The 24,061-nt window shown below is 72.9% G+C and carries 28 protein-coding genes; 16 read left to right on the forward strand and 12 right to left on the reverse strand.

The genetic code is table 11. The features are described from left to right. Positions 1 to 22: 22 nt before the first annotated feature. Both ACIRST_RS14740 and ACIRST_RS14745 read right to left on the reverse strand, forming a co-directional pair. The gene (locus ACIRST_RS14740; RefSeq protein WP_402802587.1) at positions 23 to 1,216 is read right to left on the reverse strand and encodes an MFS transporter; all 1,194 of its coding nucleotides are present in this window, start codon (positions 1,214 to 1,216) and stop codon (positions 23 to 25) included. Continuing rightward, on the reverse strand, positions 1,213 to 2,106 hold the full coding sequence (locus ACIRST_RS14745) for a pirin family protein (protein WP_402802589.1): 894 nt from the start codon (positions 2,104 to 2,106) through the stop codon (positions 1,213 to 1,215). Before ACIRST_RS14745 ends, ACIRST_RS14740 begins: the two co-directional genes overlap by 4 nt. A 185-nt stretch (positions 2,107 to 2,291) precedes the next feature. Here ACIRST_RS14745 and ACIRST_RS14750 point away from each other — a divergent pair, with 185 nt between their 5' ends. Beyond that, the gene (locus tag ACIRST_RS14750; RefSeq protein ID WP_402802590.1) at positions 2,292 to 2,864 is read left to right on the forward strand and encodes an NADPH-dependent FMN reductase; all 573 of its coding nucleotides are present in this window, start codon (positions 2,292 to 2,294) and stop codon (positions 2,862 to 2,864) included. A gap of 260 nt (positions 2,865 to 3,124) precedes the next feature. Further along, on the forward strand, positions 3,125 to 3,448 hold the full coding sequence (locus tag ACIRST_RS14755) for a hypothetical protein (RefSeq protein ID WP_350524140.1): 324 nt from the start codon (positions 3,125 to 3,127) through the stop codon (positions 3,446 to 3,448). A 199-nt stretch (positions 3,449 to 3,647) separates the two neighbouring features. Here ACIRST_RS14755 and ACIRST_RS14760 read toward each other — a convergent pair whose 3' ends face one another. Then, on the reverse strand, positions 3,648 to 5,120 hold the full coding sequence (locus ACIRST_RS14760; protein WP_402802751.1) for an IPT/TIG domain-containing protein: 1,473 nt from the start codon (positions 5,118 to 5,120) through the stop codon (positions 3,648 to 3,650). A 279-nt stretch (positions 5,121 to 5,399) separates the two neighbouring features. Continuing rightward, complete coding sequence (locus ACIRST_RS14765; protein ID WP_402802591.1) at positions 5,400 to 5,849, reverse strand: ester cyclase; 450 nt, start codon at positions 5,847 to 5,849, stop codon at positions 5,400 to 5,402. 109 nt (positions 5,850 to 5,958) lie between these two features. On the opposite strand from ACIRST_RS14765, the gene ACIRST_RS14770 reads away from it, so the two are divergent. Next, complete coding sequence (locus tag ACIRST_RS14770; protein WP_402802592.1) at positions 5,959 to 6,639, forward strand: TetR/AcrR family transcriptional regulator C-terminal domain-containing protein; 681 nt, start codon at positions 5,959 to 5,961, stop codon at positions 6,637 to 6,639. Between the two features lie 92 nt (positions 6,640 to 6,731). Here ACIRST_RS14770 and ACIRST_RS14775 read toward each other — a convergent pair whose 3' ends face one another. Continuing rightward, the gene (locus ACIRST_RS14775) at positions 6,732 to 7,679 is read right to left on the reverse strand and encodes an NmrA family NAD(P)-binding protein (RefSeq protein ID WP_402802593.1); all 948 of its coding nucleotides are present in this window, start codon (positions 7,677 to 7,679) and stop codon (positions 6,732 to 6,734) included. Further along, the gene (locus tag ACIRST_RS14780) at positions 7,679 to 8,104 is read right to left on the reverse strand and encodes a nuclear transport factor 2 family protein (RefSeq protein ID WP_402802752.1); all 426 of its coding nucleotides are present in this window, start codon (positions 8,102 to 8,104) and stop codon (positions 7,679 to 7,681) included. Before ACIRST_RS14780 ends, ACIRST_RS14775 begins: the two co-directional genes overlap by 1 nt. Positions 8,105 to 8,257: 153 nt before the next feature. Here ACIRST_RS14780 and ACIRST_RS14785 point away from each other — a divergent pair, with 153 nt between their 5' ends. Further along, positions 8,258 to 8,941, forward strand: coding sequence for a TetR/AcrR family transcriptional regulator (locus ACIRST_RS14785; protein ID WP_402802595.1), 684 nt, complete (start codon positions 8,258 to 8,260; stop codon positions 8,939 to 8,941). 273 nt (positions 8,942 to 9,214) lie between these two features. Here ACIRST_RS14785 and ACIRST_RS14790 read toward each other — a convergent pair whose 3' ends face one another. Next, positions 9,215 to 9,772: a DUF3291 domain-containing protein gene (locus ACIRST_RS14790; protein WP_402802597.1), complete on the reverse strand. Its 558-nt coding sequence runs from the start codon at positions 9,770 to 9,772 to the stop codon at positions 9,215 to 9,217. 369 nt (positions 9,773 to 10,141) lie between these two features. Between ACIRST_RS14790 and ACIRST_RS14795 the strand changes: the two genes are divergently transcribed. Further along, positions 10,142 to 10,855 carry a GntR family transcriptional regulator gene (locus ACIRST_RS14795; RefSeq protein ID WP_402802599.1) on the forward strand — a complete coding sequence of 238 codons (714 nt, stop codon included), beginning with the start codon at positions 10,142 to 10,144 and terminating at the stop codon, positions 10,853 to 10,855. Between the two features lie 58 nt (positions 10,856 to 10,913). After that, on the forward strand, positions 10,914 to 11,792 hold the full coding sequence (locus ACIRST_RS14800) for a hypothetical protein (protein WP_402802600.1): 879 nt from the start codon (positions 10,914 to 10,916) through the stop codon (positions 11,790 to 11,792). A gap of 120 nt (positions 11,793 to 11,912) precedes the next feature. Here ACIRST_RS14800 and ACIRST_RS14805 read toward each other — a convergent pair whose 3' ends face one another. After that, positions 11,913 to 12,305 (reverse strand): hypothetical protein, encoded by a 393-nt coding sequence (locus ACIRST_RS14805; RefSeq protein WP_402802601.1) that lies wholly within the window; start codon positions 12,303 to 12,305, stop codon positions 11,913 to 11,915. Between the two features lie 81 nt (positions 12,306 to 12,386). Beyond that, entirely contained in the window at positions 12,387 to 12,962 is a 576-nt protein-coding gene (locus ACIRST_RS14810) for a TetR/AcrR family transcriptional regulator (RefSeq protein WP_402802602.1), read from the reverse strand. 84 nt (positions 12,963 to 13,046) lie between these two features. Between ACIRST_RS14810 and ACIRST_RS14815 the strand changes: the two genes are divergently transcribed. The 4 genes from ACIRST_RS14815 (at position 13,047) to ACIRST_RS14830 (ending at position 16,558) form a co-directional block, all read left to right on the forward strand. Further along, on the forward strand, positions 13,047 to 13,925 hold the full coding sequence (locus ACIRST_RS14815; protein WP_402802603.1) for an SDR family oxidoreductase: 879 nt from the start codon (positions 13,047 to 13,049) through the stop codon (positions 13,923 to 13,925). A gap of 281 nt (positions 13,926 to 14,206) precedes the next feature. After that, positions 14,207 to 14,899, forward strand: coding sequence for a hypothetical protein (locus tag ACIRST_RS14820; protein ID WP_402802604.1), 693 nt, complete (start codon positions 14,207 to 14,209; stop codon positions 14,897 to 14,899). 130 nt (positions 14,900 to 15,029) lie between these two features. Beyond that, positions 15,030 to 15,806 (forward strand): hypothetical protein, encoded by a 777-nt coding sequence (locus ACIRST_RS14825; protein ID WP_402802605.1) that lies wholly within the window; start codon positions 15,030 to 15,032, stop codon positions 15,804 to 15,806. A 137-nt stretch (positions 15,807 to 15,943) separates the two neighbouring features. Then, positions 15,944 to 16,558, forward strand: a complete 615-nt coding sequence (locus ACIRST_RS14830) for a hypothetical protein (protein WP_402802606.1) — start codon at positions 15,944 to 15,946, stop codon at positions 16,556 to 16,558. Here the strand turns inward: ACIRST_RS14830 and ACIRST_RS14835 are convergent. Next, entirely contained in the window at positions 16,545 to 17,576 is a 1,032-nt protein-coding gene (locus ACIRST_RS14835) for a hypothetical protein (protein WP_402802608.1), read from the reverse strand. The genes ACIRST_RS14830 and ACIRST_RS14835 overlap by 14 nt on opposite strands. Before the next feature lie 329 nt (positions 17,577 to 17,905). Between ACIRST_RS14835 and ACIRST_RS14840 the strand changes: the two genes are divergently transcribed. Together ACIRST_RS14840 and ACIRST_RS14845 are read left to right on the forward strand one after the other, a co-directional pair. Beyond that, the gene (locus ACIRST_RS14840; protein WP_350524125.1) at positions 17,906 to 18,667 is read left to right on the forward strand and encodes an alpha/beta hydrolase; all 762 of its coding nucleotides are present in this window, start codon (positions 17,906 to 17,908) and stop codon (positions 18,665 to 18,667) included. Beyond that, positions 18,660 to 19,118, forward strand: a complete 459-nt coding sequence (locus ACIRST_RS14845) for a MarR family winged helix-turn-helix transcriptional regulator (protein WP_402802609.1) — start codon at positions 18,660 to 18,662, stop codon at positions 19,116 to 19,118. The genes ACIRST_RS14840 and ACIRST_RS14845 overlap by 8 nt, the downstream gene beginning before the upstream one ends. 98 nt (positions 19,119 to 19,216) lie before the next feature. Here the strand turns inward: ACIRST_RS14845 and ACIRST_RS14850 are convergent, their stop codons facing one another. After that, the gene (locus tag ACIRST_RS14850; protein WP_350524123.1) at positions 19,217 to 19,576 is read right to left on the reverse strand and encodes a DoxX family protein; all 360 of its coding nucleotides are present in this window, start codon (positions 19,574 to 19,576) and stop codon (positions 19,217 to 19,219) included. Between the two features lie 81 nt (positions 19,577 to 19,657). Then, positions 19,658 to 20,224: a cupin domain-containing protein gene (locus ACIRST_RS14855; RefSeq protein WP_402802610.1), complete on the reverse strand. Its 567-nt coding sequence runs from the start codon at positions 20,222 to 20,224 to the stop codon at positions 19,658 to 19,660. Positions 20,225 to 20,305: 81 nt separating this feature from the next. Here ACIRST_RS14855 and ACIRST_RS14860 point away from each other — a divergent pair, with 81 nt between their 5' ends. The 4 genes from ACIRST_RS14860 to ACIRST_RS14875 all read left to right on the forward strand — a co-directional run bounded on the left by ACIRST_RS14860 (position 20,306) and on the right by ACIRST_RS14875 (position 24,005). Next, on the forward strand, positions 20,306 to 21,157 hold the full coding sequence (locus tag ACIRST_RS14860; protein WP_402802611.1) for a LysR family transcriptional regulator: 852 nt from the start codon (positions 20,306 to 20,308) through the stop codon (positions 21,155 to 21,157). Between the two features lie 101 nt (positions 21,158 to 21,258). Then, positions 21,259 to 21,897 (forward strand): RNA polymerase sigma factor, encoded by a 639-nt coding sequence (locus ACIRST_RS14865; RefSeq protein ID WP_402802612.1) that lies wholly within the window; start codon positions 21,259 to 21,261, stop codon positions 21,895 to 21,897. Positions 21,898 to 21,953: 56 nt separating this feature from the next. Beyond that, entirely contained in the window at positions 21,954 to 23,000 is a 1,047-nt protein-coding gene (locus ACIRST_RS14870) for a CU044_5270 family protein (protein WP_402802613.1), read from the forward strand. 180 nt (positions 23,001 to 23,180) lie between these two features. After that, positions 23,181 to 24,005 carry a hypothetical protein gene (locus ACIRST_RS14875; RefSeq protein WP_402802614.1) on the forward strand — a complete coding sequence of 275 codons (825 nt, stop codon included), beginning with the start codon at positions 23,181 to 23,183 and terminating at the stop codon, positions 24,003 to 24,005. Positions 24,006 to 24,061: the final 56 nt, after the last annotated feature.

The raw sequence follows: 24,061 nt of genomic DNA on the forward strand, positions 1-24,061 counted from the left end.
GTCAGTGCACCGGCGAGGCGGACTACGGGCCCAGCCCTGCGATCCGCTCGCCGAGCGCCGCCAGCTGCGGACCGAGCGCCGCGCCGAGCAGGAACACCAGGTTGAACAGCCCGATGGCCTCAGGCCGCCGCTGCGGCGCCACGGCGTCGGCGGCGACTCCGGTCAGGATTCCCTGGCCGCCGGCGTTGACGCAGGCGCTGGCCCCGGCGCCGAGCAGCACCAGCGGTGCCCAGGGGCCGAGCGCAGCGAGCGCGAGTGCGGCGAACGAGACGCCGAGCAGCAGGCCAGTGGTCCGCTGCAGGCCCAGCCGGGGCGCGGCGCGCACCAGTGACCAGGAGAGCAGTGCACCGGTCAGGGTGGCGAGCGAGCCGACGGCGCCGGTCTCGACGACGCTCCATCCGGTCAGCGCGGCAGCCCGCCGAGGTGCGGCGTACACCAGGCCGAAGTTGACGGTCGCCAGGACCAGCATCACCGCCGCGACGGCCCGGAACCGCCGCACCGCCAAGGCGTCCAGGCCCAGGAACGGGCGCCACGCCGCCCCCGCCCCCGGATCCGCATCCGCCTCCGCGCGCTGCGCCGGCCCCGGCTCCGGCTCCGGTCCGCCGCACCCGCGCAGGGCGGCCGGCAGCGCCGCCAGGGTCAGCACCGGCAGCACCAGGCAGACCCGCCAGCCCAGCCCGGCCGCCACCGCCGCGCCGATGAACAGCCCGGCGGTACCGCCCGCCGCGCTGCCGATCGCGACGACCCCGGAGGCTCGTCCGTCCGGTTGGCGCGCGGCCAGCTGGAAGGCGGCCACGTTGAACCCGGCCGCTCCGACCGCCATCACAGCGCGCCCGGCGACCAGCGGGCCGAGGGCCGCCCCCGCGGCGAGCGTGACCAGCACGCCGAGCAGCAGCGCCCCCGCGGAGGCGAGCAGCAGCGCCCGGGGGCCGCGTCGCCCGGCAGTGCCGGTGAGCAGGGGGGTGCCGAGCATCATGCCGAGCCCGTAGGCACTCATCAGCCAGGCGGCGGAGTCGAGGCCGACGTGCACCTCCCGCGCGATGGCGGGCAGGACGAGGCTCGGACCGGAGAGCCCGGCCGCCCCCGGGGCGGCGACCGCCGCGAGCAGCAGGCCGGTCCGGAGCGACCCCCGTACGCCCCGGCCGGCGCTGCCCGCCGACGGCTCCACCGGGAGCGTGCCCGCCCCGGCCGCCGTGTTCGGCTCTCCCGGACTCATTCCGGGATCCTCCCGAACTTTCCGTTCGAGAAGTCGAGTTGGGCCTGCCGCAGCTCGGCCGCGGTGTTCATCACGAACGGGCCGCCGCGGGCCACCGGCTCGCCGATCGGCTCGCCGGCCAGGACCAGCACCTCGGCCGGGCCGTCCGGCGCGGCGACGGCGATCCGCTCGCCGTCGTGCGCCAGCACCGCGAGTTGACCGTCCGCCAGCGGCGCGTCGGGCAGTTCGACGGCGCCGGAGAGCACGTAGACGGCGGCGTTGTGGCCGACCGGCGCGGTGAACTCGACCTGCCCGCCAGTGGGCAGCACGGCGTGCGCGAGCAGGACCGGCACGTGGGTCTCGAAGGGTCCGGCCACGCCGTGACTGCGGCCCGCGATCACCTTGACGCGGCTGCCGTCCTCGGTGTGCACCACCGGGATGGTGTCGGGCCCCTGGTTCTGGCTGCGGGCCGGGAGGTCCTTCAGCCGGGCGGGCAGGTTCACCCAGATCTGGAGCATGTGCTGGCGACCGCCGTGGGCGAGCAGTTCGGCGGTCGGCTCGTTGGAGTGGACGATGCCGGCGCCGGCAGTGAGCCACTCGACTTCGCCGGCGACGCTGGTGCCGCGCCGGCCGGTCGAGTCGGCCCAGTCCATCGAGCCCTCGATGAGGTAGGAGACCGCCTCGAAACCGCGGTGCGGGTGGGCGGGGGCACCCTTGGCCTCCCCGGGGGCGAGCAGCAGCGGACCGGTCTGGTCGACCATCAGGAACGGGTCGAGCATCGGGAGTTCGGCCACCGGGAACGGGCGGCGGACGGGGAAGCCGGCGCCCTCGAAGGTGTGCACGGGATCGATGACGGTGGCGGTCGAACGGACGGGGGCGGCCTGGGCCGCGGCGAGCTGAGTCGTCGTCATGCCGGAACTGAACTACACGATTCAGTTCATAGTCAAGACTGAACCGTATGGTTGACGCATTGAACTGAGCGGTTTAGATTCCTCGGCGTCGGAACGACCGCCGGCCCCGCAGCCGACCCGCACCGGGCAGGCCGCCACCCGCACCCCTGCGCACCCACCGCACCCACCAGCAAAGGAACACCGCCATGACCGCGTCCAAGGTCTTCGCCATCTCCGGCTCGCTGCGCGCCGACTCCCACAACACCGCACTGCTGCGCGCCGCCCGGAAGTTCAACCCGGCCGGCATGGAGATCGAGATCTACGACGGCCTGCGCGACATCCCGCCGTACGACTACGACCTCGACCACCCCGGCCTGCGCCCGGCCGTCGTCGAGGAGCTGCGCCGCAAGGTGCTCGACGCGGACGGACTGCTGATCGCCACCCCCGAGTTCAACTACTCGATCCCCGGCGTCCTGAAGAACGCCCTGGACTGGCTGAGCACCGACTGGAGCAAGACCGAGGGCCTGCCGCTGCACCGCAAGCCCACCGCGATCATGGGCGCCGCACCCACCAACTTCGGCTCGGTCCGCGCCCAGCTGGCGCTGCGCCAGGTCTTCGTCTGGACCGACAGCGACGTCGTGGTCAAGCCCGAGCTGGTCGCCTTCCGCTCGCACGAGCGCTTCGACGGCGAGGGCGAGCTGATCGACGAGGGCACCGTCGGCATCCTCAAGGACCTGCTCACCGCCCTCCAGGGCAAGATCGACTCCGCCCGCTCCTGACACCCGACGCCTGACGTCCGACGCCGTCGCCCCACCGACACCTGACGCGGTCCCCGGGCCACCCGCCCGACTGCCCGGCCCCGCCCGGCACCGCACCGCACCGCACCCCGATACCCGCCGCCCCCACGCGGCTCGAAGCCCCGCCGAACCCGGCGGGGCTTCGCCACACCTGCGGTGCCCGCCCCCACGAACACCCGACCGCCTCCGGCGATCCGCGCCCGCTCGTGGCGCCCGACGGTGTTGTTCGACAGGATGTTCCGGTGACGAACCTGACCCGGATCTGGACGACGACCCGCACCAACTTCCGCGCGGCCGACCGGGTCGAGCGGTGGACCGCACGCGCTGCCTGGGCGATGCTGACCGCCACGGCCTGGCTGGCCGTGATGTTCACGACGGTCTGGGGAGCCATGGTCGCCGGGGTCCCCACCGATGTCGTGGGATGGCTGGCGATCTTCCTGTCGCTCGCTGTCCCCCTCGTCTCCTGGATCGCCATCACCTCCGAGCCCGACGGACGTCCCGGTGCACCGGCGTTGACGGTCGTCCTCCTGCTGGCGGCGACCGTACTCGTCATCACCTTCATCTGAGTCGACGCGGGCCGGCCGTGCGGCCCGCGCGCCCCGGCACCGGTCGACTCACAGCGCGCGAAGGCCTCGTGGCGGGCCGCTGTACGGGATCATCCGGCCCGCCCCACACGCCGCGGCCCGGCCGATGCGGAGAACCGATCCTCCCGGCGGCCGCCCCGTCGGCGGCCACGCCGCCGGCGGGGTGATCACGAAGCCGGTCTCACAGTCCCTTGTAGGTGAACTCGGCCGCCGGGCCGGTCGGGGACGAGTAGCCGTTCGACAGCACGGTGACGTCGATGGTGCTGGGCTTGCCGATGCCGATGGTCGGGGCGGGCACGGTGGCGACGAGCTCGCTGGGCGCGCCGGTGCGCTTGACCTGGACGGACGGGGAGGGGTTCGTACCGAAGAAGACCTTCGCGTCGGAGCCGAAGTTGACGCCGGTGATGGTGACGGAGTCGCCCTTGCGGCCGCTGTCCGCGCTCAGGCCGGTGACGATCACCGGGGCGGGGCCGCCGTAGGCGAACCGGCCGAAGGGGACGGCCGGCGAGGTCCCGAGGTCGTTGGTGACCCGGACGTCGACCACGCCGACACCGGGGGGTGCGGGGACGCTGACCGCGGTGCCGTCGCCGCTGACGACCGGGTCCTGGCACGGGACCGTGCCGAAGTCGACCGCCGTGCCCGGGCCGAAGCCGGTACCGGCGACGACGACCGCGCTGCCGCCCTCGCCGACATTGGCGGAAATGGCCCGCACCACCGGGCCCGGCAGCACGTCGGGGGCACCGAGCAGGCCCAGGTAGGTGGAGTTGGCGTGCTGGAAGGCGACCTGGCCCATGAAGTCCTGGAGCGACTTCTTGACCATGACCGGGTCGTAGTCGCTCTGGTAGTCCGGGTGCAGCGGGTTGGCGTTGCCCGGCTGGGCGTAGCCGTGGGGGCCGGGCAGGGAGGCGATCGCCGTGATGACGGCGTCGACGTCGTCGTTCGCCGCCGGGCCGGGCGGATCCGGGTACCACTTCTTGGCGGCGTCGAGGTTCGTCCAGGCCTGCGGCACCAGGTCCCAGGTGTTGTAGTAGCGCTCGTTGGCGACCCAGCTCAGGGAGTCGACGTACGTCGCGAAGTCACTACCCCCGGCGGTCGGGGCGGCGAAGGTGTAGAGACCGAACCGCGGGGTGACGTTCTGCCAGGTCTGCGCCTGCAGGTAGGGCGCGACCATGGTGGCGATGCAGCCGCCCAGACTGTGGCCGATCACGTAGACGGAGGGGGTCTGTGCGGCCCCCGCGAGGGCCTCGGCGAGCGCCTCCACCAGGGTGTTGCCCGCCGCGGTCATGGTGACGACCTGGTTGAACGCCTCCATCGCGCCCTTGGAGACGGACACCGGGGAGTGTGGCGAGCCGACGGCGGTGAACGGCACCACCGTGCCCACGTCGAGGTCCTCCAGCAGGTCGGTGACGTTGGCGACCGTGCCGCGCAGCACCACGGCGAACGCGTTGGCGGAACGGCTCGCGGCCAGGTACGCCATGTTCGCGTTGTCCGGGCTCAGCGCCAGCCACTGAAGGCTCCAGTCGCCCCCCGTCGCGAGCGAAGGCGCGGCCAACTGCCGGCCGACGCCCTGGAAGGCCCTGCTCTGCTGCTGCGCCGGCGTCTCGCCCGACGGACGCGGGGTGGCCGCGGTCGCCGCGATCGCCGCCAGTGTCATGGCCACTTGGGGCATGGTTGCCGTGCTCTGTTCCGTCGGCATGCGTACTCCCTGGGAACGGAATGCCTCACCGGTCGGGGAGGCTCCATCTGGTTTCCGCCGCGAGCGCCTGACGATGTGCCCGGACACGGGACGTCATTCCATCGGGCGCGTACCGTCGCCCGGAACGAGGCGCGGGTGCGCACGCCGATCACCACCCGGTCACCACCTGATCACCGTCCGCGACATCCGGATGCCGCACCGCGCCCTCGGGCTCGCAGGCCGGGCACCGGGATCGGGTCAGTCCGTGGTCGGCCAGTCCCAGCCGAGCTGGATGAACATGCCGAGGCGGTCGCTCACGGCGCGGATCTCGACGATCCGGCCGGCGCGGACGGTGAAGATCCAGATCTGCTCGACGTCGCAGCGGCGGTTGGTCGGCTCGGGCATCCGGGCGTGGTAGCCCGTGTGCACACCGGCCACCCGCAGCCGGGCGACGACCTCGTCGTCCTCGGCGATGAGCTGCTCGATGTGGAAGCCGTCGCCCTCGGCCTCGGTGCTGAAGGCGGCCAGCTGGAGGCGGAAGCCCTCGATGGCGGCGCCGGGGGCGTCCTCCTCACCAAAGATGATCTTGTTGTGGTCGATGACCGACGGGGAGAGCAGCTGCACCCAGCCCTCACCGGAGCGGTCGTTGAGCGCGGCGACGAAGTCGCGGATGACCTGCTTGTTGGCGGTGGTCGTGGTGGTCGACATGGTGATTCCCCCTGTGGCGGCTTGTTTCTTACGCGGTAAGTTTCGCTGGGAACGAGTGTTCTCTTATGCTGTAAGAAAGTCAAGCCCGTACGGGGAGGTGGAGGAGCGGATGACGGAAACGGCGGAGACGGCGGAGCGTCAGACGCCCAGGCGCGGCCGGGGCGAGCGGGTCGGGCTGAGCAGGCAGCAGGTCCTCGACGCGGCGCTCGGCCTGGTCGACCGGGACGGGCTCAAGGGCCTGACGATGCGTTCGCTCGGCCAGGAGCTGGGCGTGGAGGCGATGACCCTCTACCACTACGTGCCCAACAAGGACGCCCTGCTGGACGGCCTGGTGGAGCAGGTGTTCACGGCGGCGACCCCCGCCCTGGACGGCTCGGCCGACTGGCGCACGGCCCTGCACGCGTACGCCACCGCCCTGCGCGAGGGCCTGCTACGGCACCCGGCCGTGCTCCCGCTCGCCACCTCCCGGCCCGCCGTCACCCCGGCCACCCTCGACGACCTCGAAGCCCTGCTGCACCTGCTCACGGCCGGCGGCTTCCCGCTCGGCCGCGCCCTGCACGCGCTCAACTCCCTTGCCGTGTTCGTGATCGGCCACGCGACGGCGGAGGCCCGGATCGTGGTCGGAGCCGAGGAGGCCGGTGGCGCCGACTGGCTGGCCGCGCTCGATGCGGAGCGGTACCCGCTGCTGATCCGCGCCGCGACCGAGGGGGCCGGCACGGACGACGCCGAACGGTTCGCCTTCGCACTCGACGCCCTGCTGCTCGGCTTCGACGCGCTGCGCTCGGGCTGAGGCGCGGGCAGAGGCACGACCGGCGCCCCCGGAGCGCCGTCCGGGCCGTCCATCCCTCCGGGCGGGTCGGGGACACCAGGGGCCGGCGCGGGTCATCGGCCGGGACGCAGCTCCCGTTCGGCGACCTGCCGGAAGCCGTGCGGCGGGCGGCCGGTGACGCGTCGGACGGTGTCGGTGGTCCGGTCCTCGGCCCCCTCCGCGATGGCCCGGTCCATGTCGGCGAGCATCCCGGCGAACTCCGCCGGCATCAGGGCGGCGAGGCGGTCGCGCAGTTCCTCGTGCGTCAGGCTGCGGTGGACCACCGGACGGCCGGTGACCTCCGCGGCGATCGCGGCGATGTCGTCGTGGGTGAGTGCGTCCGGGCCGGTGAGGATCAGGTCCGCGTTGGGCGCGGGGTCGTCGGTGAGGGCGTGCACGGCGACGGCGGCGATGTCGTCGGCATCGACGAAGCCGATCCGGCCGGCCCCGGCCGCGGTGAGGATCGTGCCGTCCTCGCGGATGCTGCGGGCGTGCACGTGCTCGCCGGTGAAGTTCTGCATGAACCAGGACGGGCGCAGCACCGCCCACTCGTCGAACAGCCCCGGCAGGGCCCGGTGGACGACGCCCACGATCGGCCCGCCCTCGGGCACGGCCGAGGAGCTGAGGAGCACTGCGCGCCGCACCCCGGCGGTGCGGGCACGGCGCAGGAAGGGCAGCATGACCGCGGCCGGGTCGGGCTCGCCGATGGGCGGGACGAGGTACACGCGCTCCGTTCCGGCCAGGGCCTCGTCGAAGGTGGCGGGGTCGTACCAGTCGAAGCGCACCGGCTCCGCACCGGCGGGTGCGGTCGCGGGCGCGGTGGTGGCCGCGGTGGCGGGTTCAGCGGCGCGCCGACTGGCGGCCCTGACGCGGTGTCCGGCGGCGAGCAGCAGCGCGGCCGTTCGGCTGCCGGTCGTGCCGGTGGCGCCGGTGACCAGGACGGTCCCGACGGCCGGGGCGGCGCCGGTGGTGCCGGGGGTGCCGGGGGTGCCGGCGGCCGGGGCGGTGGTGGTGTCCGTCATCAGGCGGCGCTCCCGGCGAAGTCCGTGCCCGGTTGCCGGACGGCGAGGGGGTTCCAGTAGTCGCGGTAGGAGGTGAACCGCCCGTCCCGGACGGTCACGACGGCGATGTAGGTCATGTCGAAGGGGTCTCCGGTCCGGACGAGCCGACCCACCCCGCGCATCTCCACCACGACGGTCGCAGGGTCGGTCGTCCGGTGGATCTGCACCTCCGGGAAGTCGTGCAGCTCGATGTGGTCGGGGTAGTCCCGCATGTAGGCGGCGACGGCCTCGCGTCCGTCCAGCCGCCGCGGCCACCCGGGCGGGGCGAACGGGAACTCCATGACGCCGTCCTCGGCCCACAGGCCGACCCAGCCGGGGACGTCCCCGGCCAGCAGCAGCCGCAGGCCGTGGCGGAAAAACTGCGCGGGCGAGGGGTTGTCGGGCATGCACGTCTCGGGCATGCGCGTCTCGGGCGAGGGGTTCTCGGGCGTGGGTGTCTCGGGCATACGTGTCTCCGTCCCGTACGATACGGACCAGCGGTCCGCTTAAATGAAAGATACGGACCGCCGGTCCGTATTGCAATCGGAGGTAGCCCGCCCATGCCCGAACCCGCGCCTGCACCTGCGTCTGCACCTGATCCCGCCGCGCCCGGACCCGCGGGTGCGCCCGGCGCTCCGGGCGAACGGAAGCCCCGGAAGGACGCGGTCCGCAACCGGGCAGCCGCCCTCGCGGCCGCCGACACGCTCTTCGCCGCCTCCCGCAGCCCCGAGGACGTCACCATGTCCGACATCGCCGCCGAGGCCGGCGTCGGAAAGGGCACGCTCTTCCGCGCCTTCGGCGACCGCACGGGCCTGATCCGGGCGCTCTACGGGACGCGCCTGGCGCCGCTCATGGAGGCCGTCGAGCACGGCCCGCCGCCGCTGGGGCCCGCCACCCCGCCCCTGGAGCGCGTCCCGGCCCTGCTCGACGCCCTCCTGTGCTTCAAGTTCGACAACCGCCACCTCGCACTGGCACTGGAGGGCACCGGAGCCGACAGCCCCTACCGGACGGAGCACTACGACCGGTGGCACGCCATGCTCCGGGACCTGCTGCTGCGGACCCCGGCCGCGGCCGGGAGCGACTTCACCGCCCACGCCCTCCTGGCGGCCACCCGCGCCGACCTGGTCGAGCACCTGGCCGGCGAGAAGCACACCTCCCGGGACGAACTCCGTTCCCAGCTCGCGGACTTCACCGGCCGCCTGCTCGGCACCGGCTCGCACCCGGGTACCGCGCCCAGGGAGTGACGACGCCCTGCCGCCCTCCCCCGGGCCTCCTTCCCGAACTCGACCGCCGGGACGGTGGAGCAGGTGAGGCGCGGACCGGCGGGCGGGTGAGCGAGCGAGAGGCTGTCGTCGTGATGGAACGGAAGGACTTCCGGACGCTCGTGCGTGGACATCGGCTTTCGGTGCACCGTCCGCTCGGCCCCGGGAGCTGTGCGGCCTCCCGGGGCCGACGGTCGCTCGCCGTCATCCGCGCCGAGGCGCGTGACAGCGAAACGAGTCGTTCAGGCGTCCGCGTCAGTGGTCCTGATCGCTCGTCGGCCCGATGCCCTTGGTCCTGGCCGGAGTTCCGTCCGGGGCGAACGGGTGGTGGAAGGTGAAGGCGTGCGGCGCGGGGCTGTGGTCGTGGAGGTGCTCCAGCCTGGAAACCCCGTCCCGCCAGGTGGGTATCGCGCCGTCGGAGACCCACCAGAAGACGTAGTTCGGGTGTCCCGACCGCTCGAACCAGTCGTAACGCCTGTTCAGCGCCTCGCGGTGCAGGCCGGTGTAGACGGCGTCGAGGGCGGAGCGCAGGTCGGTCCAGACCGAGAGGGTCGTGGCCAGGGCGGTGGTGTCCGCCGTGCGGCCCTTGTCGTACCAGGCCGGTACGGCGAACTCTCCCCAGGCACCCCAGTTCGCCTCGAAGAACTCTCCCGGGGCGCCGTCCGTCGCTTCGGCATGCCCGAGGTATCCGGGATGCTGGGCGATCTTCCGGTAGACGACCTCGCCGATGTCGTAGAACTCGCGCGTGAGAGGTGCGGGATCGGCAAGGGGTGACTTCAGGACGCCGAACGTGTACAGAGCAAGATGGGACATGCGTCTCTCCCTGGTTGGGGCTGCCTGGCGTGGACCCGGTTCGGTGACTTCTGCACGGAGCGAGGGTTCGTGGGGGCATGACGGACTCCGTTTGTGGCGGGCGACCCGGCCTGGAGGAACCCCCTGTGCACCATGGGCGGCCACCGACGGCGAGGTGAAGGTAGCCGCCCCGGTGGGGTCCTGTCGAAGTTGCGTTTTCCTTGCTCAAGTGGCTTCTTGCACAGGCCATGGCGGGAACCGGCGGGGTGGCGCCGTCCCCCGCTCCGGGGCCCCGGGAGCCGCCGTGAACAACCGTCAGGTGCCACCCGTCGCCGAGATCGACCATGACATGGATAATCGATTATTGATCTGATCATCTATCATGTAGCCATGGCTCAGACGACCCAGACGACACACACCTCGCCCTCGCCGGGCAAGCAGATGCTCTCCGAGCAGGTCTACGCACACCTGCGGGACGCGATCATGCGCGGGGACCACGCCCCCGGTGACGCCCTCAAACCCCAGGAGCTCGCCAAGGAGCAGGGCGTGAGCCTGGCCGTCGTACGTGAGGCGCTCGTGCGGGTGGTCGGCGAGGGCCTCGCCGACCGGCTGCCCAACCGCGGCTTCGCCGTCCCGGCCTTCTCCGACCGCCGCTGGCAGGAGATCACGGAGGCCCGCCGGGCCATCGAACCGGTCATGCTGCGCATGTCCGTCGAACGCGGCGACGTGGACTGGGAAGCCCGCGTACGGGCCGCCCACCACCGCCTGGCCCGCACCCCGACGTACGTGCCGGAGGAGGGCAAGCACTACAGCAGCGCCTGGGCCGAGGCCCACCGCCTCTTCCACCGCACCCTGCTGGAGGGGTGCGGCAACCTCGTCCTGCTGGAGACCTTCGACCGGCTGTGGACCGCGAGCGAGCTGGCCCGCCGCTGGTCGGCGCACCGCAACCCCGGCCGGGACGGCCTCCTGGAACATCGCCGCCTGGAGGAGGCAGCCCTCGCCCGAGACGCCGACACCGCAGCCGACGTCCTGACCCGACACCTCACCCGGACCGCGGCCGGACTGACCGACTGCCCCCACCACGAGCCCGCGGACGAAGCCTGATGCGCCTCGCCCACCGGCCGCACCACCACACCCGATCCACCGACACCGGAGCCACCGCATGACTTCCTTCGAGACGCCTTCCTTCGAGGCGAGCACGGGCCGCCGCTGCCACAACGCCGTCAACCCCCTGCACGCATCGGTCTACTTCGCACCCGAGCCGCAGGACGAACTCGCAGCACTCGGGCTGGAACGCGGACCCATGGTCTACCTCGCGAGCCGCGCGGCACCGCTCGGGGCCGTCGCCGCGGGCACCGTCACCGCGACGTTCTACAACTTCAACCACGAGCACGTACAGCGGTACATACCCGCCGCGTGGACGGTGACCACACCGGCGGAGGTGCTCGCGGCACGGCTGCGCGGCGCGGACCGGACGCTGCAGCGGTTACTCGGGAATGACGCCCTCACGTCCGCGGAGATGACCGAGACGGCCGAACTGGCGCTGCGCGCCACCGAAGCCTGCCGCCGGGAGGCCCGGCCGCTGTACGCCGCCAACGCCGACCTCCCCGTACCCGAGGAACCGCACCTGGCCCTGTGGCACGCCGCGACACTGCTGCGCGAGCACCGGGGCGACGGTCACCTCGCCGCCCTGGCGGTCGCCGGCCTGTCCGGCATCGAGGCGCTGGTTCTGCACAACGCCACCGGCACGGCGCCGACTTCGGCACTGTTCATGCGGACCCGCGGATGGTCCGCGCAGCAGTGGGACGCCGCCCGGGACCGGTTGCGCGAGCGCGGCCTGCTGGACGAGGAAGGCGACCTCACGCAGGCGGGTGCGACCCTGCGCGAGGAGACCGAGGCACTCACCGACCGCCTCGACGCCGCCCCGTACGACCACCTCGGCCCGGCCGCCACGGCACGCCTCACCGAACTGGCCGAGGGATTCTCCGGGGCCCTCAGGGCGGCGGGCGCCTTCCCCTCGGTGCACTTCGGCAGGGACTGAGAACGGGGGTCGGGGGCCGGGGGCCGGGTGTCCTCGCACCAGCCACGGCCCCCGGCCCCGGCCCCGGCCGCGTCGTGAGCGGCCAGGGCGTGAGCGGCCGGGGCAAGGTGGCAGTCCCGGCTACTCGCCCGGGCGCTTTCCGTAGTAGGCGCTCACGGTCCTGGCCAGTTTCCGCTGGATCGTCCTGAGAGCCCTGAGGGTGTCCTCGTCACCGAGCCCGGTGGTCGTTCGCCACTCGACTCCCGAACCGACGAGGTCGCTGACGAAGACGATCTCCGCTGCCAGAAGGATCCGTGCCCACTCGACCGGTTCGAGGGGAGCATCACCGCCCAGGGCGTCGCGCAGGACACCGCACTGGTCGAGCAGGTCCCGAGCGTCCGCGAAGCCCATGCCGAAGGCGAGTTGGTCGCTGCACCGCGCCGGGCCGCCCCATTCGACGAGCGCTCGTCGCAGCAGGCGGACCTCGCCCTCGGCCAGCAGCTCGCTCGGCCTCACGGCCTGCTCGGACTTCATCTCGTCTCCCGTCGTACCTTCGCTTCGAGCGCCCGGTCCACCGACCACGCGGCGCCGTGGCGGCGCGTGCCGAGGAACGGCTCAGGCGGGTGTGCGCTCCGCGAGCACGTTCCACAGTTCCTGCGTCGAGGCCCGGAGGACGTCCGGCAGGGCCGACTGGTCGGGCCCGTCGATCCAGCGCGCGAAGGCGACCTTGAACAGGGCGATCCCGGTCTCGGCGGCCAGGCGCGCGGCCGGCTCGGGGGTGCCGCGCTCGCGCAGTGCGTCGGTCATCGCGTCGGCGAGCCCGGCAAGCTTGATCAGTTCGCGTTCCCGCAGTTCCGCGTTGGCCGACACGATCGCGTCCCGCAGCCTGACCTGCTCGGAGTTCTCCTGGAGCCGGGCCGCCAGGGCTTCGACCGCCGCGCCCACCACATCCATCGCGGACGCCTCGGCGGGCGCGTCGGCGACGGACCGGGCCAGGAGCTCCTTCGCCATCTCCGTGCCGAAGAACAGCACTTCGCGCTTGTCCGCGTAGTGCCGGTAGAAGGTGCGCTCGGTCAGTCCGGCCCGTGCGGTGATCTCCCCGACGGTGGTCCGCTCGTACCCCTGCTCGGCGTAGAGCTCCAGTGCTGCCTGTGCCAGCCGGCCTCGCGCGTTCGGCTCCCATCGACCCATGCCGCGATCCTACGTGATGACAGGCCCTGTCATCACATGTAGTGTGATGACAGAACCTGTCATCACTCATCGGGAGGCACCACCATGCGGGTTTTCGTCACGGGCGCGTCAGGCTGGGTCGGCTCGGCCGTCGTCCCCGAACTCCTCGGCGCAGGCCATGAGGTCCTCGGGCTCGCCAGGTCCGACACGTCCGCCGCCGCCATCACCGCCGCCGGAGCCCAGGTGCTCCGCGGCGACCTGGACGACCTGGACGCCCTCAAGGCCGGGGCGACCGACTGCGACGCAGTCATCCACCTCGCGTTCATCCACGACTTCAGCCGGTTCGACGCCTCCGTGCAGACCGACGCCCGCGCCATCGAGACGCTGGCCGCCGCGCTGGAAGGCTCCGGCAAGCCCCTGGTCGTCACCGGCGGCACCACCGCGGTGCCCGGACGGGTCGCGACCGAGCACGACACCTCCGCCCCGGGCTCACCCGGCGCCGGCCGGGACGCGAACGCCAAGGCCGCCCTCGACTCGGCGACCCGCGGCGTCCGCCCGTCCGTCGTCCGACTGCCGCGGACCGTGCACGGCGAGGGGGACGGCGGTTTCATCGCCCAACTGGTCACGGCGGCCCGGGAGAAGGGCGTCTCCGGCTACGTCGGCGACGGGACCAGCCGCTGGCCCGCCGTGCACGTACGGGACGCCGCCCGCCTGTACCGGCTCGCGCTGGAGCAGGCCCCGGCCGGCTCGGTGCTGCACGCCGTCGGCGACGAGGGCGTGCCGGTCCGGGAGATCGCCGAGACGATCGGCCGGCACCTGGGCCTGCCGACGGCCTCCGTCCCCGCCGAGGACTTCGGCTTCCTGGGCCGGATCCTGGCCGTCGACCAGCCCGCCTCCAGCGCCCTCACCCGCGAACTGCTCGACTGGCGCCCGTCCGGGCCGGGCCTCGTCGAGGACCTCGACAAGGGCCACTACTTCCGCTGACCACGGCCGCCCCGCGCCGGGAACCCGCCGGCGCGGGGCACCGGTCGCCGGCGTGAGGCCCGAGGAGCCGGTGGCCGGCGCGGTGGCGCGGTGGCGCGGGGCACCGGAGCGCGGAGGGTGCGTGCGAGCCGAAGGTGAGTACGCGTACTCATGCGGTGACCGTCCGCACCGTCGGAGGATCATGGCGGGCCGTCCGACGCGGCCCGCCGCCAGGCTCGCCCGCACCGACGAACGACTTCCACCTCGGCCGAGGGCGACCACGATCCTCCCGGGGGACTCCCTTGCGCTCCGCATCCGCATCCGCACGCCGTTCCGTCGCCGTCCCGGCCACCGCCGCACTGGCCCTCCTCCTGACCGCCTGCGGCCCCGACAACAGCGACACCTCCGCCGGCGCGACGCCCACCGCGCCCACCACATCCACCGCCACCGTGAGCCCGAGCACCGCATCGCCGTCGACGGCGGCCCCCGCGCTGCCCACCATCACCGCCGCACCGCCCACCGCCACCCCGACGGCCCCGAGCCGCTTCGCCGACGCCCTCCCGCCGTCCGCGACCGCGACCGGCACCTTCACCGACAGCGCGAAGGGCGACATCTCCCTCACCATCGGCCCCACCAGCGTGGTCAAGGGCGACATCGCCGACCTCGCCGCCTTCCTCAAGCCGGAGGACATGGCCGGCAAGACCCCGTACTACGTGCGCGTCACGTACACCCACACCGGTGGCAACGGGATCTACGAGCCCTACTTCAACCTGCGGCTGCGCGCCCTGGTCAGCGACACCGCCCAAGCCCGCAAGGTCGACCTGCTCAGCGCCTTCCCCAAGTGCGAGAGCGACGTCCCCCACGGCGGCAAGGACTTCGTCAAGGGCCAGAGCAACCACGAGTGCGCCATCTACCTCGCCCCGGCCGACAAGCCGCTGCAGTACGTCGTGTGGCTCGACAAGGACAACAAGCCCCTCGCCTGGAAGGCCAGTTGACCCGGACCCGTCCGGGCAGGCGAGCCACAGGTCACGCCCGACAATTCGGAGGCGCACGGCGCCGTCCTGCTGACAGGATGGGCCGCATCGCCACCGGTGCGGTGAACGGGCGGAGAAGGCAGGAGAGACCTTGGCACGGCGCATCATCCGAACGGCATTGCTGTCACCGGCACTGATCGGCCTCACCGCGGCCTGCGCGGCGTCACCGCCGAGCCCGGCCGGCGTCCGCGGCAGCGCTCCCGCAGCCGACGCCGCAGCGCCACCGTCCGCGGCCGCCCCGGCCGGGCCCGCACCCGCCTGGCGTACCCTCGGGCCGCTGTCCGCCGGGCAGTTGACCGATGTCCTGCTGTCGGCCGCAGACCTGCCGCCGGGCAGCACCATCGAGCCCGCCGACGTCCCACCCGCCGCAGAGCCGGACCCCCTGGCTGCGGCGGCGCTGCGGTTTCCGGCCTGCGCACCGGTCCTCACTGCCGTCTCCGAGCAGCCTGCGACCGCTGCCCGGCGTTGGTACGTCACGGGGGACAACACCCTCGCCAACCGCACGCTGGTGGACGTCGGCAGCTTCACGGACGGCCGGTCGAAGGAGCGCTTCGACGCACTGGAAGCCGCCGCGTCCGGGGGCTGCACCGGTTTCCACCTGGACGGCGCCGGAGGCGGGATCGATCTGCGGGTCGAGCCGGTACCCGCCGGCACGTCGGAGGTGCCCGCGGTCGGCTTCCGTGTCGTCTCGCCCACCGGTGGGGTGACCTCGCGCGGCGGTTTCACCCGCGTCTACCTGTACGCAGCCGTCGGAGACAACCGGGTCCTGTTCCACACCGGCGACGACACCGCGCACCAACCTGCCTTGCGCACCGACCTGGTGACTGCCCAGATCCACCGACTCACCGCATCCGCAGCGACGGGCTGAATCCGTTCCGCACACGGCCACGCGTTCACTGACGCCCGGTCCGGGCAATGCGTGCGGATCCTGATCAGCAGTACTCAGCCGATTGTCGAGTACATCCGCCCATGAGTCCGTGCCGGCTGCTTCCTATCGTGACCTGCATGAACACGGACACGAACTCGACCGCCACGACTCCTCCGGCCACGGCAGAGCAGCGGTGGGCGACCGGCTGCGGGATCGCGGTGGTCGTCCTCACCGCCCTCGCCGTCCTGGGAGCCGTGGCAGTGGGCCAGTTGGAGAAGAGCCTGACCGGGTACGGGCACCTCGAAGGCACTTCCGGAAGCGCGGCCGAGCCCCTCCGCCCCGGTCAGACCGTCCGCTACGACGACGACCTGACGGTCACCGTGAGCCCGGCGCACCAGGAGCCCGACGACGCCTACAGCTTCATCATCACCTACGACAACGGCACGGACGGGGAGCTGCGCCCGGGCGGGACGCCCCCGGACACCGGCATCGGCACCGGGAAGAGCAGCTACGCCCCCGTCGTGGTCCACGGGGGGACGCCCCTCTCCCCCGACATCCCCGGCTGGGGCGTGACCGTGCTGGACCAGGCCGGCTCCGCGGCCGCTCTGATGCCTCCCATTCCCCCGGACGGCAAGCGCACCGTGCCGGTGCGGGTCAAGCCCGACAAGGCGGGGAGCTTCGTCACGGTGCAGGTCAACCCGGAACCCGGCGGGAACCGCGACACCGCGTACTGGCAGTTCACCCTGGGCTGACCGCAGGGGCAGAGGCGCCGGCACCGCCCCCGGCACTGGCACAGACGGGACGGGTGCGGGCGGCGTAGGAGCGGGCGGCCACGACGAGGCCGATGCCCAGACCACCGAAGGCCAGGCCGCCGAACTCGACGAACCAGGTGACCCCCGAGCTGGAGGTGAACGGCGGCGACGGCTTGATCGCGGGCAGTGCGCCGACGGCGATGAGCGGGGCCATGATCGTGAGGAAGACCCCGTACATCGCCAGTGGGACACCGGTCAGCCAGGCCGGAATCAGGGGCAGCAGGCGCGGCACCCGTCGTCCGGCCAGGAACAGCGTCCAGCGGGGGAACACCTGCCCCCACACGTACAGCAGCCCCAGCAGCAGGAAGATCCCGACCATCGCGGCCAGCACGGTCACGTCGATCCCCGCCGACGCGGTGGCCTTCGCCGGGCCCGAGGCGTCGGCGCTCGACATCCGCTGCCAGTCCTCGCCCGCGATGCCGAGCGCGTTGCCGCCCAGCGTCCAGACGGTCTTGGTTCCCGCCCACGGCAGGAGTCCGCACATGAGCAGGTACACCGTGACGCGGGTCCGCCTCGGGGCCAGGGAGGCGGCCGGATGGGCGAGCGGGCCGTCGGCTGCGCCGGCGTGCGGCTGCCCGCACCGCGGGCAGTCCCCGCGCAGCCGTCGGCGGTACGACAGGCCGACGAGGAGCAGGAGGGCGGCGCCGGCCGTGTTCAGCAGCACCTGGGCCAGCCCGGTCGCGCTCTCGACGCCCGAGAGCGTCACCAGCGTCACGAAGTAGATCGGCAGCCCGTTCGTCCCCACGACGAACACCGGGAGCGCGATGCCCAGCGCCGTCGCCACCACGACCCGGCCGGGCCTGGCGAGGGTTCGGGTGCCGGCCAGGCAGGCGGCGCCGGCCAGCAGCGCGAGGGCGGCCAGGAGGAGCTGGACCGCCGGCGCGTACGCGGAGTGCTCCTTCCACTGCACGGTGGTGCCCGCCGCCGCCCAGGCGACCTCGACGGCGGCGTACGACACGCCCCACACCGCAGCGGCCGCGGGCACCCACGCGGGCCACCGCCGCCACCACCTCCGCCCCGAGCCTGTGGTCGGCGGGGCGGGAACGCCGACCGCCTTCGAGTGCGCAGGAACAGCCACGGTGACCCCCGTACGTCCGGATTGCTGACACTCCGAGACTCGCCGTCGCCCGCGCAGGTCACATCCGCCCCACGGATCATCCGACTCCCCCGCGCGGGGGAAGGCTGCCGGGTCGCCGCCCGGTCGGGCCGGTCGGGCCGGTCGGGCCGGTCGACGATGTGACCCGGGTAACTTGTGTCGCGACACATGTGTCGTGTAACGTAATTGCTATGAACGCGAACGATGCAGAGAAGAATCCGACCCTCGTCTTCATCCCCTGCTTCTCCGGCGCTCCGTGGAGCGCCGAGCAGCTCGCCCCCTACGGCGAGGCGCCCACGCGCACGCTGCGCCTGCCCGAGGGCGTCAACGACATCGAGCGCTACGCCGACCACATCGAGAACGCGATCGCGGACCTGGACGACTACGTGCTCATCGGCGACTCGTTCGGCGCGAACATCGCGCTCGCACTCGCCACCCGCCGCCCGCGCCGCCTGCGCGCCCTGGTCGTGTCCGGCGGATTCGCGTCCAACCCGGTCGAGTCGAAGCCGTGGAAGGCCCTGATGCGGACGATCGGCAAGGCCCGCGGCCCGGTCTACCGGCAGCTGACGCTGCGGGCCCACGCCCACCGCCTCGCCTCCCCGTTCGACGGCGAAGGGCAGGTGCCCTGGAGCGAGGCGCGCAGCCGCGAACTGTTCGTCGCCAACACCCCGGCCGCCTCCTTCGACGCCCGCCTGCAGGCCGTGCTCACCGCCGACTACGTCGACGTGCTGGGCCGGGTCGAGGTCCCTACCCTGATCCTGACCCCCTCGCACGACGTGCTGATCGGCGAGAACGCCTCCAAGACCATGCTCGCGGGCATCCCCGACGCCCGGGAGGTCGTGCTGCCGGGCACCGGCCACATGTTCCGCTTCTCCCACCCGGCCACCTACGCCGCCGCGGTCAAGGACTTCCTCGCCACCCAGCCGACCACCCGACAGGACGCCGATGCGTAAGGCCGAACACCTGCGGTTCGCGATCCTGGCAGCCCAACGCGAAGGCAACCGGCTGCTGATCCAGGCCCTCAAGCCCCACGGCATCACCCCGTCGCAGGCCGAGGTGCTGGGCCTGCTCCAGCAGCACGGCACCCTGACCCTCAACGGGCTCGGGCAGCTCCTAGTGTGCGAGAGCGGCACCAACCCCAGCCGGCTGGTCGAACGCGTCGTCGCGGCCGGGCTGGTCGAGCGCCGCACCGACGCCGCGGACCGCCGTTACCTCCGGCTCAGCCTCACCCCCGAGGGCGAACGCCTGGCCACGGCGGTCGCCGAGATCGAGGACTACCTCTACAGCTCGATGGACGCCGCCTGCGAGGGCCTGGACACCGACGACATGCTCCGGTTCCTGCACACCTTCATCGACACCCTGCCCTCGGGCAAGGCCCTCAACAAGCGCCTCACCCTCGACTGACGCCACGCCCCGCACCGCTCGTGGTCCCGGAAAGGGTGCCGGAGCCCGCCGACGCGCCACTGTCATCGCACCGTCAGGCGACCGGCACCCGCGCCCGGTCACAGCCCGGTGGCCAGCCAGCCGGTCACGGCCGCGGTCACGGTGAGCACGGCGTTGAGTGCTATCCGGCGGTCCTCGCCCGTCAGGTGGACGGCGATCGCGCCGGCCTGCAGGAGGACGAAGCCGATGGCCGCGGCCGGCGCCAGCGGGACGGCGATGCCGGTCAGCGGAGGCAGGATCAGACCGGCCGCGCCGAGTATCTCGACCGTCCCGAGCGCCCTGACGGCGGGCAGGGGCATGCGGTCGACCCAGGCCATCATCGGTCGGAGGTCGTCGCGGCTGCGGATCACCTTCAGCGTGCCCGCGTACAGGTAGAAGAGCGCGAGCAGTCCCGCGACGATCCAATAGGCGAGGTTCATGGTTTCCGTTTCATGGGCTGCGTGGATGTCGTCGATGCCGTCGAGGACCGGGCCGTGCCGTGCCGTACCGCACCGTCGGCTTCAGGCGGGGGCGGTGGCGGGGGCGGTGGCGGGCTCGGTCGCGTAGCGGCTCATCGCGTCGACATTGGCCTGCGGCGTCAGCGGCCGGCCGGCGGCGAGCACGTCCTGGAGGTCCCGGAAGTACTGGACGTACAGGTCGGGGGTGAAGGTGCTGAGCATGACGGCGGGTCGGTCGGTCGGGTTGGCGAAGGTGTGCGGAGTGCCGGGCGGCACCATCACCAACGTGCCCGCGACGGCGTCGTGATCCTCGTCGCCGACGGTGAACCGCACGGTGCCGGAGAGGATGTAGAAGCCCTCGTCGTGCCGGGCGTGGCGGTGCTGCGGCGGCCCCTGGGTGTGCGGGGCGAGGACGGACTCGGCGATCGCGAGGCGGTGCCCGGTGTGGCTGCCGTCCTCCAGGACGCGCATGCGCGTGGTGCCCAGGACGATCGTCTCGCCGTCGCCGGGCCCCACCACCGACACGGCGGGGACGGTCTGCGCCTCGCCGGGCTTCAGCTCGCTGGTCTTCGGCTCGCCCGGCTTCGGTTCGCTGGACTTCGGCCCGCTGGTCTTCGGTTCTTCGGTCATGCGCACCAGTGCACCGCCGGGGTCCCGCCGGCGTCCAAGACCCGTTCCGGGGAGCCGATACCCCGTGGGTATCGTTGCAGCGTGGAGCTACGCACCTTGCGCTACTTCGTGGCGGTCGCCGAGGAACTCCACTTCGGCCGGGCCGCCACCCGACTGCACATGAGCCAACCGCCGCTGAGCCGGGCGATCAAGCAGTTGGAGGCCGATGTCGGGGCCCCGCTGTTCACCCGCTCGCCCACCGGGGTCACGCTCACCGCGGTGGGTTCGGTACTGCTCGACGAGGCGCGGGCCCTGCTCGACCACGCCGACCGCGTCCGGGTGCGCGTGAGCGCGGCGGCCGGCGTCGCGACCCTCACCGTCGGCATCCTGGGCGACGGCACCGACCCGGGAGTGGCCCGGCTGGCCGCCGCCTACCGTCGAAGCCACCCCGGCATCGACATCCGCGTCCGCGACACCGACCTGACCGACCCGACCTGCGGGCTGCGCGCCGGACTGGTCGACATCGCGCTGACCCGGGCGCCGTTCGACGAGACCGCCCTGACGGTGCGTCAACTGCGGTCCGACCCGGTCGGCGTGGTCCTGCGCGCCGACGACCCGCTGGCCCGCCGCGAACGGCTGCGCCTGGCCGAGCTGGACGACCGCCGCTGGTTCCAGTTCCCGCAGGGCACCGACCCCGCCTGGCAGTCGTACTGGAACGGCGGCAGGCCCCGCCGGGGCCCCGTGGTGCGCGCCGTCCAGGAATGCCTGCAGGCCGTGCTGTGGAACGGTACGGTCGGCCTGGCCCCGCTCGGACACGACCTGCCCGCGGAACTGGCCGTCGTGCCGCTGACCGACATGCCGCCGAGCCGAGTGGTGGCGGTGTGGAACGAGAGCGACACCAACCCGTTGATCCGGTCCTTCATCGAGACCGCGACCGCCGCGTACCGCCGCTGAGCGCCGCCGCTGAGCACCGTCGAGCGTCGGCGCCGAGCGTCGGCGCACCCCCGTGACGCGGCTCACACGGAACTCCGCACGGCCGGCGGACAGGGAAGGGCATGGAACTGTCACAACGGGCGCGCCTGCGCGCCGGGGACCAGGACGCGCTCGGCGAGGTCTTCGACGCGCACGCCCAGGCCGTGTACGCGTACGCGATGCGCTCCCTGGGGGACTGGGCGGCCGCCGAGGACGTGGTGTCGCTGACCTTCCTGGAGGCCTGGCGCCTGCGCGCCAAACTGCACGAGGGCGACGACGACCTGCGCCCCTGGGTCTTCGGGATCGCCACCAACGTGCTCCGCAACACCGCGCGGGCGGCCCGGCGTCACCGGGCGGCGATGTCGCGCCTGGCCGAGCGCGAGGCCGTACCGGACTTCGCCGACGAGCTGGTCTCCCGGATCGACGACAGCGCCCGACTGGCCGCCGCACGCCGCGCACTGACCGCGCTGCGCCGTTCCGAGCGCGAGGTGTTCCGGCTCTGCGTGTGGGTGGGGCTCGACTACGCGTCGGCGGCGGAGGCGCTCGGCGTCCCGGTGGGCACGGTGCGCTCGCGCCTGTCCCGGGCACGGGCCCGGCTGCGCACGCTCGCCGAGAACGAGCTGCACGAACCCGCGAAACGCCGGGAACCCGCTCCCACCACCGGACAGGTACGGGGTGGCGGCTTCGAAGCCGCCCGGTCGTTGCAGGAGGAGACCCGATGAACAACTCGCCCGAGATGCTCCCCGCCGGCCGCCAACGGTTCCTGAAGGAGCATCTGATGAGTGAGATCGCCGCCGAGACGAACGCAGCGCGCCCGCGGCGCAGGCGGGTGTGGCTGGTCGCCGCGCCGCTGGCGGTCGGTGCGCTGGCGGCCGTCACCGTGGTGGCCGTCCCGGGCCGCGACCACGGCGACGCCACCCCGGCGGCGCCGACCCTGTCGGCCTGGCCCGCCACCCCCACCCCGTCCGCGTCGACCACTCCGTCGTCCACCCCGTCGATGTCGTCGACCCCGTCGACCTCGTCCACCCCGTCGACCACGCCCGCGCCCGGGCCGACCGACGCCGCCGACCTGCTCGCCCGCGCCGCGAAGGCCGCCGCGAGCAGCCCCGACCCCCGGGCCGGGGCCGCCCAGTTCGTCTACCGGAAGGAGATCCAGGACGGCGCCCGCGAGACCAAGCACGAACGCAGGTCGTGGTTCCCGGTCGACGGCAAGTCCGGCGGCCTGATCCTGGACCCGACCATGGGCAACGGTCGCAGCCCGTGGCCCGCCAGGCTGTCGGACACCGTCCCCGGCGCCCCGCGGACGGCGAGCTTCGACGCCCCGACCTACGAGTTCGTCGCCTCCCTGCCCACCGAGCCGCAGCAACTCCTGCAGCAGCTGCTCTCCTTCGACCGCGCCAAGCGGGTGTCGGGGATGACGATGACGCCGAAGCTGTACAACCAGTTCGCGTTCGCGGACGTCCAGATGATCTTCCAGAACATCGCGGCGCCGCCCGCCGTCGCGGGAGCGCTCATGGAGGCGGCCGCGAAGATCCCGGGCACGGCCGTGGTCGCCGACGAGACGGACGCGGCAGGCCGGCACGGCGTCGCGGTGGTCGGCACCAACGGCACCATGCGCGTGGCCCTGATCTTCGACCGGACCACCGGCGCCTTCCTCGGCGTGCGCGAGGTCCTCCTCTCCGACCTCCCGGCCGCCAGCCCCGACGGCCTCCCGCCCGCGGGCAACCCGTCCCCGGGCGCCGGCGACGGCAAGGGCTACGAGTACGCCACGGCCATCCTCACCTCGACCGTCGTCGACAAACTGGAGGCGGAACCCGCCAACTGACCGACCACGGGCGGCAGGAGACCCGGGGCGCCGAAGCCCCCGACGAACTCCCGTACCGCCCGACAAGCCGGCGAAGCTCGGAGGCAGCCACGGGGGTGTTGCCTCCGAGCCTCGCCCAACCGGGGCCAACCACCAGCCCCTCCCCGCTGCCCACGCGTCCAGGGGCACTACATTGCCGGCATGTGCATCTCGACCAGTGAGGCCGCGTTCTCCGGCACGATCGTCTACTGCGGCCGGCAGCACCACCCCGTGCACGGCCTCATCCACGTCCTGGGCTACCAGAACACCGCCGTCAACCTCACGGACGGTCCGAACGCCATGCTGCTGCACGTGCCCACCAGCCGGCTCACCCCCGGGCAGTTCCTCCCCGTCGGACGCAGCGGCGACGTCCTTGAGCGCATGGTGTCCGCCGTTCGACCCGTCCCCGTGGCGACCGACCGGATCGACTGGATGTGCGGTGACCCGGAGGCCGTCCAGGTCTTCGAGCACGACGTCTACACGGTGCTCCTGGCCGACGACCCCACCGCGATCCCGGCCGCACTGCAGCAGGTGCCGTCACACCGGCGGCCGGACCTCGACCCGGACCTCCTGCGCTTCTACGCCGACCACTTCCCCGACCACACCATCGTCCTCTGCTGCTTCGACAACGCCGACGCGCAGCGCGCCAAGCCGCTGCTGCTGTGGTACCGGCCGCTCGACCCCGACCGGCTGACCGTGCCCGCGCTGGACAGCCACACCGGGGCGGCCCCGGACCTCGACTCCGTTGTCCCGGTGGACCATTGGGTCCTGCTGTCCACCGACCAGGCTCCCCCCGGCTGGGGCGAACCCGTCGACTATCCCAGGAGCATGCGCCACAGCCTGCGCTCCTTCCTCCCCGACGAGGTCGTGGGCCGGTACTACGGCGGAGGAGAAGCCCTGCCCAACGGAGACTTCACCATCAGCCACAGCGACCTCCTCACCGGCGACCTCGACCTCGTCGAACGCCGTCAGCCGACTCGCCGCTGATCCCGGCGCCCCGGTGCGCAACGCCCACTCAAGCTGCCCGACTCCGCCGTTGAGTC

The sequence above is a fragment of the Kitasatospora sp. NPDC101447 genome (genome assembly GCF_044767225.1).
Classification (GTDB): Bacteria; Actinomycetota; Actinomycetes; order Streptomycetales; family Streptomycetaceae; genus Kitasatospora.